Annotated in this window: 13 protein-coding genes and 1 riboswitch; of the genes, 11 read left to right on the forward strand and 2 right to left on the reverse strand. The window is 36.5% G+C overall.

What is annotated here, in order from left to right:
- Positions 1-30 precede the first annotated feature (30 nt).
- Positions 31-205: riboswitch (Lysine riboswitch) on the reverse strand.
- Between the two features lie 325 nt (positions 206-530).
- Positions 531-833, reverse strand: coding sequence for a hypothetical protein (locus IGK21_RS00825; protein ID WP_010736843.1), 303 nt, complete (start codon positions 831-833; stop codon positions 531-533).
- A 221-nt stretch (positions 834-1,054) separates the two neighbouring features.
- On the opposite strand from IGK21_RS00825, the gene IGK21_RS00830 reads away from it, so the two are divergent.
- From IGK21_RS00830 to IGK21_RS00860, 7 genes are all read left to right on the forward strand, one after another.
- Positions 1,055-1,780, forward strand: a complete 726-nt coding sequence (locus tag IGK21_RS00830; protein WP_010736844.1) for an NAD-dependent protein deacylase — start codon at positions 1,055-1,057, stop codon at positions 1,778-1,780.
- Positions 1,770-2,621, forward strand: coding sequence for a chorismate mutase (locus IGK21_RS00835; RefSeq protein ID WP_081204151.1), 852 nt, complete (start codon positions 1,770-1,772; stop codon positions 2,619-2,621). Before IGK21_RS00830 ends, IGK21_RS00835 begins: the two co-directional genes overlap by 11 nt.
- Positions 2,614-3,135 carry a transcription repressor NadR gene (locus IGK21_RS00840; RefSeq protein ID WP_034698694.1) on the forward strand — a complete coding sequence of 174 codons (522 nt, stop codon included), beginning with the start codon at positions 2,614-2,616 and terminating at the stop codon, positions 3,133-3,135. The genes IGK21_RS00835 and IGK21_RS00840 overlap by 8 nt, the downstream gene beginning before the upstream one ends.
- Positions 3,136-3,392: 257 nt before the next feature.
- Complete coding sequence (locus IGK21_RS00845; RefSeq protein WP_438718771.1) at positions 3,393-4,061, forward strand: hypothetical protein; 669 nt, start codon at positions 3,393-3,395, stop codon at positions 4,059-4,061.
- An 80-nt stretch (positions 4,062-4,141) separates the two neighbouring features.
- The gene (locus IGK21_RS00850) at positions 4,142-5,092 is read left to right on the forward strand and encodes a hypothetical protein (protein ID WP_181914758.1); all 951 of its coding nucleotides are present in this window, start codon (positions 4,142-4,144) and stop codon (positions 5,090-5,092) included.
- 336 nt (positions 5,093-5,428) lie between these two features.
- Positions 5,429-5,671: a hypothetical protein gene (locus IGK21_RS00855; protein WP_232622351.1), complete on the forward strand. Its 243-nt coding sequence runs from the start codon at positions 5,429-5,431 to the stop codon at positions 5,669-5,671.
- A gap of 115 nt (positions 5,672-5,786) precedes the next feature.
- On the forward strand, positions 5,787-6,863 hold the full coding sequence (locus IGK21_RS00860; RefSeq protein ID WP_232622352.1) for a hypothetical protein: 1,077 nt from the start codon (positions 5,787-5,789) through the stop codon (positions 6,861-6,863).
- Between the two features lie 144 nt (positions 6,864-7,007).
- Here the strand turns inward: IGK21_RS00860 and def are convergent, their stop codons facing one another.
- The gene (def, locus tag IGK21_RS00865; RefSeq protein ID WP_010720354.1) at positions 7,008-7,571 is read right to left on the reverse strand and encodes a peptide deformylase; all 564 of its coding nucleotides are present in this window, start codon (positions 7,569-7,571) and stop codon (positions 7,008-7,010) included.
- A 248-nt stretch (positions 7,572-7,819) separates the two neighbouring features.
- Between def and rpsO the strand changes: the two genes are divergently transcribed.
- From rpsO to IGK21_RS00885, 4 genes are all read left to right on the forward strand, one after another.
- Entirely contained in the window at positions 7,820-8,089 is a 270-nt protein-coding gene (gene rpsO / locus IGK21_RS00870; RefSeq protein WP_010720353.1) for a 30S ribosomal protein S15, read from the forward strand.
- A 182-nt stretch (positions 8,090-8,271) separates the two neighbouring features.
- Complete coding sequence (gene pnp, locus IGK21_RS00875) at positions 8,272-10,395, forward strand: polyribonucleotide nucleotidyltransferase (protein ID WP_063626433.1); 2,124 nt, start codon at positions 8,272-8,274, stop codon at positions 10,393-10,395.
- A 234-nt stretch (positions 10,396-10,629) separates the two neighbouring features.
- Positions 10,630-10,887, forward strand: coding sequence for a GlsB/YeaQ/YmgE family stress response membrane protein (locus IGK21_RS00880; RefSeq protein WP_010720351.1), 258 nt, complete (start codon positions 10,630-10,632; stop codon positions 10,885-10,887).
- Between the two features lie 126 nt (positions 10,888-11,013).
- Complete coding sequence (locus IGK21_RS00885) at positions 11,014-13,008, forward strand: KUP/HAK/KT family potassium transporter (protein ID WP_034698703.1); 1,995 nt, start codon at positions 11,014-11,016, stop codon at positions 13,006-13,008.
- The last annotated feature ends 58 nt before the right edge of the window (positions 13,009-13,066 follow it).

Here is a 13,066-nt window from a genome sequence, read left to right on the forward strand (position 1 = left end):
CTAACATTTCACAAAAGTGATAAACCTCTCACAAAACATAGCGCAACTTAGCATCACTGCTAAGACAGTCCACAAGCTCTTAACTTGTGTCCCAACGTAAACTTCAAGCAAAGAAGAGTACATTTCGGCGATCTTCCCTAGTCCTGCTTCACGGTGTTTGCTTCACTCCACAGGGTTAATGATTCTCGCGACCTCTACCTCATTGATTGAGGTATCTCGTATTCAGTTATTTATACAAAAAATAGTTTACGATAGACAAAGCACTTTGTCAATCTATAACAGAAGTTTTCTTGTGAAGTATTGATATCTATAGAAAATTTCTATAATTATACAAAAAATAAGAAAAATGATATTCAAAAAGAGCGAGAGTTGTAAAAGAATAATTATTCATTAAATAAATAAAAATTAGGACACGAATCTATTTAAGTGTCCTAATTCCTACTTATTATATAAAATAAAGCAGTCGAAAAGATGAGCTGCTTAGCAATAGCTGACCCAATCAATCATTTTCGATCCTGACTTTCTGTATATTATGCTGTTTTACTAACTACTTTTTTTTCACGACCTAAGATTGCTTGAAGAATAATCGTTACGCCATAAATAGCCAATATTAGATAAATCAGACTTGAATATTGAGTGATTCCCCAACCCCATGTTCGGAAAATAACTAAGGTAATCGCTAAAACGATCGCAGCAAGTACATTGAAAAATGCAAATGCCCAAAGATTTCCATTTTCTTTACGAGCAAGGTAAAAAATTGAAAAATAAATACTTAATGCTAACCAGGCGATACAAGCTAAAATCACGCCCCAGTAAATAATGGATGGTACCATACCAACTCACCTCACTTTTGTTCTATATGCTTGGTTTATCGTACTATTAGATAGCAATAGTGATGATCATACCGAAGAATCTAGCAGTATTGTAGCACGTTTTCATTGGTTTGTCAGTCTATATTGTGAGATGTTTCTCAAAAAATGAAATCGTTTGAATAAAAAGTACGATCAATCAATAAACGAAAGATAGATGTATAATAAGAGAGAGGTGAAAGGAAATGAAAAAAGTAACCGTTGAAGAAGCGGTAGCAACAATAGCCACTAGTTCAAAAATCACTTTCCTAACTGGCGCTGGGGTATCAACGCCTTCTGGTATTCCCGACTATCGATCGTTAAAAGGAATCTATCATGGATTGGAACAACCCGAATACCTTCTAAGTCATGAAGCAATGAACAATGAGCCACAAAAATTTTATTCATTTGTGAAAAAAATCTATCATCCAACAGCAAGACCAAATATTATTCACTTAGAAATGGCAAAGTTAGCCTCAAAAAAGCAAGTTTGGGTAGTTTCCCAAAATATCGATGGATTACATGAAAAAGCGGGAAGTCCAAAACTTGTGAATTTTCACGGAAATCTTTATCATTGCTATTGTAGGAAATGTGGGAACACCGTTTCTTGGGAAACCTATTTACAAACAGATCAACATGCAACATGTGGGGGACAAATTCGACCAGATATCGTGTTGTATGGGGAGGGATTTAATGATGAAGTCATAGAGCGAGCAACATCGGCTGTTCAACAAGCAGAGTTGATCGTCATCGTCGGAACGAGTTTTCAAGTACACCCGTTTTGTGACTTAATCCAATTTCGTAATACGAAGTCTCAAATCTTAGTAATCAACCAAGAGCCAATCCAGTTAGACCAAGAATATGATTTTCTGCAAACGGACGGTGCTATAGTATTTGAAAAATTATCAAAAGGAGCAAATTATGACCATTAGAACAGAAAAAGAAAAAATGATTGCTGGCGAATTATATTTTGCTAATGATCCGGAATTAGTAGCGGATCGTCAATACGCAAGAAGCCAAAGTACGATCATCAACCAAGCAGAAACAGCAGAGCTACGTTCTCAATTACTAAAAGAAACCTTTGGAAAAACGGGAGAAAAAATCTACATGGAGCCAACGATCAATTTTGATTATGGTTACAATATTCGTGTAGGTGAAAACTTCTATGCGAACTACAACTGTACATTTTTAGATGTAAGTACGATCGAAATCGGCGACAATTGCATGTTTGCTCCAAATGTTCAACTTTATACAGCCACTCATCCACTTCATCCAGTGAAAAGAAATAGTGGCTTAGAATATGCGAAACCAATCAAAATTGGTCATAATGTCTGGCTTGGTGGTGGTGTGATTGTTACGCCAGGTGTTACGTTAGGAAACAATGTCGTAGTTGGAGCGGGTTCTGTTGTAACTAAATCTTTTCCTGATAATGTAGTGATTGCAGGTAATCCTGCTCGAGTAATCAAAAAAATATTAGAAGATCAACAACCAGAAAAACTTGAAGATTTACGTCAAACAATCGATCAGATTGATCAACAAATCGTCAAATTACTAGAAAAACGTATGGACACGGTAACGAAAATTGGCGAAACCAAACAAGCATCGAAAAAAGCAGTCTATGACGAAAAAAGGGAGCAAGAAGTATTAGAAAAAATCGCTAGTCGGTTAGAAAATACGAAATATAAAGAAACGATCACAGCGACATATATCGATCTTATGAAACATTCTCGTGATTATCAAAATGAATTGAATGGGGAGAAAGTGGATGATTGATGGAGAAGCACGGCGCAAAGAGATTCTGCATACCCTGGCAAATGAAGAAAAACCGGTCAGTGCCAGCAAATTCGCTTCACGTTTTCAAGTGAGCCGTCAAATCATTGTCGGAGATATTGCGTTGTTGAGGGCATCAGGTGCGACTATTATTGCAACGGCAAGAGGTTACGTTCTTGAAACCAATGAAACACAGAACGGCTTAGTGAGCAAGATTGCTGTCCAACATGGTCGTGAGCAAACAGAAGAAGAGTTGCGCTTGATCGTTGAAGCTGGTGGCGAAGTTTTAGATGTCATTGTAGAACATCCCTTATATGGTGAGTTGACAGGCATGCTTCATATCCAAACAACTCAAGAAATTGAATTGTTTATGAAACGCTATAAAAAAAGTAATGCTACGTTGTTATCTGAGCTGACCGATGGGATTCATCTGCATACCATCCGTTATCCAGATACTAATGTGTTGAGAACGATTAAGCAACAGTTGATAAAAGCAGGAATTCTCTATGAAGGCTAATGAAGAGCAGAGTAGTCTGGGATGAATATATAAGAACATTAAATAGTGAATAACTGGTATGATTTGTCCATTTATGAATCGTACCAGTTATTTTATTTTTTTGAAAAAATAAGCGTTCGACTATTTTATTTATAAATTACAATAATACGGAATATGAATAATTCAAGCACTATTCTTCTACATAATAAAAAAATAGTGGGAACCAAGTTTAGCAATAGATGTTTTTAATACATACTAAAGTAAAGGAGTTAAACCAAATGGATAAATTCACTAGCAAAACAGTACAAGGAAATGGTGAAAAGGCTAAAGTCACAGCAAACATCCAAGAAAACGCAGAAGTGAAAGACCAAAAAGAAGTAAATTCCAATATGCCTTTTATCCAGCAAAAAATAGAAGAAATTTTCACTTTACAATGGGGAATTCAAGAAGTAGAACAAAAATTAGAACAAAAATTAGAACAAAAATTAGAACAAAAATTAGAACAAGAATTAGCAACAAAACAAAGCTTCATTAGCCTCTGTAAAAAAAATCAGAATCAGAATATTGAGGAAATTAGTAACAAATTCAACGAGTTAAACAAAACAAGTGGAATAGTCAATCCAATTCCGACTTTCATCAATCAAAAGTTAGAAGAAACTTTCCTATTGAACAAGCGTATTCTGGAAATACATGACACAACAGAAATAGATAGTAAGTCAAAGAAATCAATGATTGAGAACTTAGAAAATTCGAAGGATAAGCTTATGGATCAATTAATTAAGGAAGTTAGCGAAGAATTCAACAAATTAACAAAAGAACAATCAAAACAGACATTAAGAAGCATAAAAGAAATACAAAAGGTAAAAAACACAAGACAAAATCCTTTATCTAAAAGGGCAAACTCTTCACCACAAAAAGCAGAACCAGATCAAAAGAAGTCAAGATAGTAATATAAGTTGCAATAACATTGAATATGAATTATTCAGGTACTATTTTTCTACATACTAAAGTAAAGGAGCTAAAACAAATGGATAAATCAACTAGCAAAACAGTACAAGGAAATGGTGAAAAGGCTAAAGTCACAGCAAACATCCAAGAAAACATAGAAGGAATTTTTATATTTGACGAAGTGATTCGAGAAACTCAAGAAATGGTAAGAACAAAGGAACTGATAGGATCAGGAGAATCACTGATTGCGATCTTAATAAATCGAAAGGAACAGTATATTAAGGAAAATAGCAGAAACCTCCACGAATCAAAAAAAGAACAAACACAACAGGCATCAAGTAACATGAAAGAGATGAAAAAGGTAAGAAATACAAATAAAAAGCCTTCATTGCTAAAGGTAATGTTCAATAAACTAATGAGAAGGTCAAAAAATAAGGACAAAAAAGAAGTAAATTCACCAAATAATCCAATAGAACCAAGTGGAATTGAAAATACGTCTTTACTCAAACAAAAGATAGGAGAAATTTTCATATTTGACGAAGTGATTCGAGAAACTCAAGGAAAGGAACTGACAGAATCAGGAAAAAAAGTGAGTGAGTACGTAAAAAATCAGAAGAATCAGCTTATTGAGGAAATGAGCAAAGAATTCAATGAATCAGACAAGGCAAGTGGAATCGAAAACCCCGTTTCGTCTTTAATCAATCAAAAATTAGAAGAAAATTTTGAGGCGAATCAATTCGTTCAAAAATACGAAAAAGATGTAAGCACACATACTTCCGCAATGGTACTATCGATTAAGTTATTAAAAAATAAGAAGTATGCTATTGAGGAAACTATTGGAAAAATCAACGAATTAAAAAAACAACCACAACAGACATTAAAAAGCATGGAAGAGGTACAACAGGTAAAAAATACAAGACAAAATCCTTTATCTAAAAGGGTAAACTCTTCACCACAAAAAGCAGAACCAGATCCAAAGAAGCCCAAGATAATGCAACAAGTAGGCCAACCGGATCAAAGTCGGTCATGATATCTGAAATGGTTAAGGTAAGATCGTTACACTAAGAGAATAATATTGTAGTACAAGAGTTTACGTACTTGAAACTAATGAAACAAAGAACGGCTTAGCGAGGAAAAGAGTTGCCTGGGCTGAATATATAAGAACATTAAATAATAAATAACTGGTATGATTTATCCATTTACGAATCGTACCAGTTATTTTATTTTTGGGAAAAAGAAGGAAGAAACTAGTTTCATTTTTTAAGTAAAATGGGACAATAGGAAGTTTTGCAGCTGAATTTATTTTTTGATTCTACTTTTTTACAGAAGTATTCGTGACATAAATAAAATATAGGAGTTGAAGCGCATGATAGGATGGATTTATCAGTTTGGAAACGTGATTCGCTTTTTGGATGATGAAATTAGCGTAAATTTAAAGCAAGCTAACTTACGAATAGCAACATTCAATGCATGTTCAAATAAAAATCAGACTGAAATAAGCCTCCTAAATAAAGGGGAGGATGCTCAATCTAAGCTAATAAAAGAACAATCTCAACGCTTGTCTATGAAAAATTATGCACAGAAAGATATTAGTTATCTATCGAAATAAAAGCTTGCTGAATATGCAAATATAGCAGAACAGCGAATCATCGAATGAAAGACAAAGAATTCTGGAGATAAAGTACTGGAACAACAAGCTAGTTTTTGGAAGGGGTACAATAAAGTTGCTATCTGAATTAAAGAGTATTGAAATGTTGGAAAAGCGGAAAAGAAATATAATAGAATTCCCCTTTTTATACGAACAAAGCACCGTTGAACAAACGATCAGTTGGTTCGATGAAAACTGGGGATCGGATTTCGATAGAAGTGGGCGTACAAAGGCTCTCTTAAAAAAGAATCTTACCATTTGTCAAGAGGATCTAGAATTTAGAGCACAAGCAGATAAATTACAAGATGAGGTGAATAAGCGACCTGTTTCAGAAATAAATGCATTTTTAAGAGCAGTGGCAGAACGAATAGTTAAAATACAAACAAAACTACAAGAAATCGAATTAAACTCTTCTGAATTTGACTGGCGGGACCTAGATTCTGCAAAAAAAGAATTAGAGAAGTGGAAAAGTTTCGTGGTGGAAATATACAAGTCGCAGGCTGTTCTGATACAACCTTATCTATATGATAAAAATACAGTTGAGGATAAAATAAAACAATTGCCGAGTAATAATGCCACGCTCTTTAATTTGATGGCTAGAAAAAGATGCGAGAAAGATCTTGCGTTACGATCTGAAGCAGAAACAATAATTGAAAATATAAAATGCAAAACTACTCCAGAAATAGTACATGTATTAAAAAAAATAGAAGGTCAAATTGAAAAAATTAAAGTTGGAATCAATAAATTAAAAGTATCAAATTCTGAATTAGAGACAGAAATTACTAAAAATCAATTAATGCAAAAAGATGAGCTAATAGGAGAACGCAAAGATCAATTAAAAATCTTGACTCAGCAACTTCGTGCTCAGCGAGAGAATCAATGCTATGCGCAACAGAACGGAGAACAACAGTTAGACAAATGGATGGAAATGATTGGTGAAATAAAACGTTGGGCAAAAACAAACAAGATAGACCTATTGGAGTTGGAAAAGAATCTGACGTTAAGCCCATCTCCAGAGAATCTAGGGCAGAAAAAGATAGTAGAAGGCACAACTAGAGCGGGAGGTAAACTTGAACGACAAGAAGAAAAGTTGGGAGAAAATAGACATAGTAAAGACAGAAACCAGTTTAATGGACAACGAACACATCGCTGATTCTTAGTAATATAAAAAAGGAGTGGGGCTCCCCACGTCAAAAAGCAACATCTTCGAAAAAATGAGTAGCGATTTCCGAAGATGTTGCTTTTTAGTTCAATTTCTTACGAATCATTTAGATTGAAATACAACTTTCAATCATTTTTATTCAATCACCAATACGCCTTCTTTAAGGGCAAATGGATTCTTTTCGTTGATATGGTCGTAGAACATCACGCCGTTGATATGATCAATTTCGTGTTGGACAACGATTGCTTCATAATTTTTCAAGCGGATTTTATGTTTCTCGCCATTCATATCTGTATAAGAAACCGTGATTTTAGCGTGGCGGACTACGTAGCCAGGTACTTCTCGGTCAACAGATAAACAGCCTTCTCCTTCGCCAAGGCAAGCATCTTGAACTGAGTGACTAAGGATTTTTGGATTATACATTACCGTACTTAGCGTGGGTTCTGTTACTTCTGGATCAGGGCTTGGCACGTGTACAGCAATGATGCGTTTAGAAATATCTAATTGAGGAGCAGCTAAACCAACCCCTCCACGTAAGTTTAATTCTTCCGCTTTGATTGGATCTTGGCTATTTTTCAGGAATTCGAGCATTTCTTTTCCTAGGTCGATATTTTCTTTGCTTAATGGGAGAGCAACTTCTTCAGCTACTTCCCGCAAAGTAGGATTTCCTTCGCGGATGATATTATCCATTGTGATCATGGAATATGTACCCCTTTCTTTTTAGACAGTTATACGTCTATTTTCGCATTATAGTTTAACATAAAATTTAAAAAGTAGGAGAAAGTTTGTTTAAAAACTAAATTTTCTTAATGATTCTTCACTTGATTTCTCCCGTAGATTCAGGTAAAGTATAGCTGTATGCGTAAGGCATATCGCCTGTTACTTGGTTAAGCGAATCACCAACGTTTTACTCAGTCACAGGGGAATAATCGAAAGAGGTGAAAGAAATGGCAATTTCAAAAGAACGTAAAAATGAAATCATCAAAGACTATGCACGCCATGAAGGGGATACTGGTTCTCCAGAAGTACAAATCGCTGTATTAACGGAAGAAATCAACCACTTGAATGAACATGCACGTATGCATAAAAAAGATCATCATTCATACCGTGGCCTAATGAAAAAAGTTGGTCACCGTCGTAACTTGTTAGCTTACCTACGTAAGACTGATGTACAACGTTACCGCGAATTGATCAAACGCTTAGGTCTACGCCGTTAATTTTGACAAAAAGAGTGGGGTTCAAATGAATCTCACTTTTTTTACTGTAATACCTAATACAACCATTCTCGAAAAAAGCATGATAGACTCCTACTAACCAAATGAAAGCTGGATAAGCGACGTTTGGCGGTTTTCATTTGTTTAGTAGCGTCTTGCTTTCACGAGAAAGAAAAGGAGTAATTATGTCAGAAAAACAAATATTCAAAACGACATGGGGAGGCCGTCCCTTACAAATCGAAGTCGGTCAATTAGCAAAACAAGCGAACGGAGCAGTTTTAGTTCGCTATGGAGATACTGTAGTTTTAAGTGCGGCAGTTGCTTCAAAAGAAGCAAAAGATACTGACTTCTTCCCGTTGACGATCAACTATGAAGAAAAGATGTATGCTGCCGGTAAAATTCCTGGAGGATTTATCAAGCGTGAAGGTCGTCCAAGTACAGAAGCAACTTTAACGGCTCGCTTGATCGACCGTCCGATCCGCCCAATGTTTGCGGATGGCTTCCGTAACGAAGTTCAAGTAACCAACATCGTGATGAGTGTTGAAACAGATTGTTCACCTGCGATGGCTGCAATGCTAGGTTCTTCTTTAGCATTATCAATTTCAGATATTCCATTTGATGGACCAATTGCTGGTGTCGAAGTCGGCCGTGTGAATGGCGAATATGTCTTGAATCCAACAGTTGAACAAGCGGAACAAACAGATATTGAACTAAGTGTTGCAGGTACAAAACAAGCAATCAACATGGTTGAAAGTGGTGCGAAAGAAGTTTCTGAAGAAGATATGCTTGGAGCATTACTATTTGGTTTTGATGCAATCAAAGAATTAGTTGCTTTCCAAGAAGAAATCGTCCAAGCTGTCGGCAAAGAGAAAATGGAAGTTTCTTTGTTACAAGTAGATGCAGATTTGAAAAAAGAAATCTTTGATGCTTCTTATGCTACGATGAAAACGGCTGTTATGACAGAAGAAAAACTAGCTCGTGAAGACAATATCGAACAAGTAAAAATCGATATTCGTGAAGCTTATGCCGAAAAATTTATCGGGCATGAAGAGGAAGATCAATTACTAAAAGAAGTAAAACAAATTACTGAGGACTTAGAAAAAGATGTAGTTCGTGAATTGATCACGATCGACAAGATTCGTCCTGATGGGCGTAAATTGGACGAAATCCGTCCACTAGCTTCAGAAGTAAGCTTGTTGCCACGGGTTCATGGTTCAGGTTTGTTTACTCGAGGACAAACTCAAGCATTATCTGCTTGTACCCTTGCGCCACTAGGTGAACACCAAATTATTGATGGACTGGGAGTAGAAGTTAGCAAACGATTCATCCACCATTACAACTTCCCACAATTTTCTGTTGGTTCAACAGGGCGTGCGGGATCACCTGGTCGTCGTGAAATCGGACATGGTGCTTTAGGCGAACGTGCGCTAGCACAAGTGATTCCTTCAGAAGAAGATTTCCCTTATACAATCCGTTTAGTGGCAGAAGTTTTAGAATCGAATGGTTCTTCTTCACAAGCAAGTATCTGTGCTGGGACATTAGCATTGATGGATGCCGGTGTGCCAATCAAAGCACCAGTTGCAGGGATTGCAATGGGACTTGTTTCAGATGGCGAAAACTATACGATTTTAACAGATATTCAAGGATTAGAAGATCATCTGGGAGATATGGACTTTAAAGTGGCTGGAACTAAAGACGGGATAACTGCTCTACAAATGGATATTAAGATCCAAGGGATTACGGAACAAATCCTAAAAGAAGCGCTAGCCCAAGCAAAACAAGCACGTATGGAAATCTTAGAAGAATTGACTTCAACGATTGCAGCACCTCGTGAAGAATTAAGCCCATATGCACCGAAAATCGAAATGATCCAAATCGACCCTGCGAAGATCAAAGATGTGATCGGTAAAGGTGGCGACACAATCAATGGTATCATTGAAGAAACTGGTGTGAAAATCGATATCGATCAAGATGGTAAAGTAAGTATTGCTTCATCTGATAAAGAAATGATCCAAAAAGCAATCAAGATCATTGAAGACTTAACCAAAGAAGTAAAAGTCGGTGAGGTTTATCTAGGAAAAGTAGTTCGTATTGAAAAATTTGGTGCTTTCGTTAACTTGATCAAAGGAAAAGACGGATTGGTTCACATCTCTCAACTTTCAAATGACCGTGTCAATAAAGTAGAAGATGTAGTCAAATTGGGTGATGAAGTCCTTGTCAAAGTAACTGAGATTGACAAACAAGGTCGCGTAAATCTTTCTAGAAAAGCGATGTTAACAGAAGATGGTTCTGAAAAAGAAACAAAATAATCGTTTAAGCGATAAAATAGCAAAAAGAGTAATCTGAGGGTTGAAATGCCTACGCCAGTGAAAAATACTTGTTTTTGCTACATTGAAAAAGAAGGAGTGAGACAATGTCTTACTCCTTCTTTTTATAGCTAAAATCCCTATGGAAAGTTTACTTGGATAAAAGCTATTCATAATCTTTGGTCTAATTTTCAAAATAACGTAAAATAAAGGTGTATTTTTTAAGGAGGGAACGAGATGCTTTATTTTTTTCTGACTTTGATCGTTGGTGGCGTTTTAGGTCTGTTCGCTGGATTGATCTTAAATGAGGATGTACCTGGCGGTGTCACTGGAAATGTAGTGATCGGTTTTTTAGGAAGCTGGTTAGGAGAATTTGTTCTTGGTGAATTAGGTCCCTCGATCAAAGGATTCTACCTCATCCCTTCATTGCTAGGAGCTCTTTTTTGTCTCGGTGTGTATTCATTTTTAGCAGACTATATCCGTCGACATTACTAAATGAAATCTTGTATAATGATTTGACACTTCGTAGGGGTCTCTAGTTAAGTAAATCACATGAAATAAAAGATCAATGATTTGTGAAGAAAATACGATAGTGAACGAAAGTAGAAAAGAGGGGGACAATTGACAACAAAACACAACACTAAAAAAATTTCAATGGCTGGTCTATTAGTTGCGATGGGCGTAGTTTACGGAGATATTGGAACGAGTCCACTATATGTAATGAAGGCCATCGTAGAAGATAACGGAGGACTACGAGGCATCAATCCTGAATTTGTCCTTGGTTCGGTGTCATTGATTTTTTGGACACTAACATTACTTACCACAATCAAGTATGTGGTGATTGCGTTAAATGCCGATAACCACGGTGAGGGTGGGATTTTTTCTTTATATACACTAGTCAGGAAAGGGAGTAAATACTTGATCGTACCAGCAATGATCGGTGGAGCTGCTCTACTTGCTGATGGAGTATTGACCCCAGCGGTGACTGTCACGACAGCAATCGAGGGGTTAAGAGGTATCCCACAATTTTTTGATCGATTCGGTAACAATCAAAATATTATTGTCATTATTACATTAGTCATCATTTTCGTATTATTTATGGTTCAACGATTCGGTACCGAGATAGTAGGAAAAGCGTTTGGCCCGATCATGTTTTTATGGTTTACTTTTTTAGGTGTGATGGGTTTAATAAATTTCAGCCAAGACTGGACGGTGATCCGAGCGTTGAACCCCTACTACGCGATTCGCCTACTTTTTAGTCCAGACAATCGATTAGGTCTCTTTATTTTAGGAAACATCTTTCTGGCTACGACAGGGGCGGAAGCATTGTATTCTGACTTGGGGCATGTGGGGAAATTAAATATCCGTTTAAGTTGGCCTTACGTTAAACTTTGCTTAGTATTGAATTACTTCGGACAAGCGGCTTGGTTACTGAATATTTATCAAAATCAAGAGGTGCAACAAATCAATAATCTCAATCCATTTTTCCAAATGTTACCTAAAGGTTGGTTGATTATTGGCGTTGGGTTTGCTACGATCGCTGCGGTCATTGCTTCACAGGCTTTGATTACTGGATCATTTACATTGGTATCAGAGGCGATTAAGTTAAAACTCTTACCACGCTTGAAAATCATGTATCCAGGAAACAGTATCGGTCAGATGTATATTCCCGCGGTTAATTTGATTTTATGGTTGGCTTGTTCGTTGATCGTGGTTACTTTCCGAACATCACATCATATGGAAGCAGCCTATGGACTTTCAATTACTGTCACGATGTTGATGACGACGGTACTTCTTTATTTCTATTTGATCCAAAGCAACTATTCCAAATGGTTCGCCTGGATTGTGTCTTTCTTTTTTGGTGCGATCGAGATCATCTTTTTCATCTCAAGTATCGTGAAGTTTTTCCACGGAGGGTTTGTTGCGGTGTTGATGGCGATCATTATTTTAGCTGTCATGTTTATTTGGGAACAAGGAAATATCATCCGTGAGTCTGCTGCGGAAGATGTGGCATTAAAAGATTACATTCCACAATTAGCGGAATTAAGAGATGATCACTCATTGCCACTTTATCAAACTAATGTGGTGTTCTTAGTACCAGATATGGCCGAAGGAAAAGTTGGTAGACAATTTGTCTACTCGATTCTGGACAAACGACCAAAAAGAGCACGTGTATATTGGTTCGTACATGTGGAAGTGACGGATGAACCTTATACGAAAGAATACCAAATCGATATGATGGATACTGATTTTGTCGTACAAGTGAATCTCTTCTTAGGATTCAGAGTACAACAAGAAATCAATGTCTATGTTCGTCAAATCATTCATGATTTGATGAAACAAGGAAGATTACCAAAACAACCGCAGACTTACTCGTTAACTCCGGGAAGAGAAGTCGGTGATTTCCAATTTATCTTGATTGATGAAGTGATCTCAAATGTGACGACTCTCAGCAAATGGGAACGACAAATCATGCAAGCAAAACTTGCAATTAAAAAAATTGCGACCACGCCAGAAACTTGGTTTGGCTTGGAGTATAGTGAAGTAAAGCATGAAACAGTACCGTTACTAATTGGTGTAACAAGAAAAACGTGGTTAAAAGAACGGAAAAGTTAAACTTTAGCGAATAAAGTATTCAATGGAAGAGACATTTCTTGGAATGTTTCTCCCATTG

The sequence above is a fragment of the Enterococcus sp. DIV1421a genome, assembly GCF_051711025.1.
Lineage (GTDB): Bacteria > Bacillota > Bacilli > Lactobacillales > Enterococcaceae > Enterococcus_B > Enterococcus_B hirae.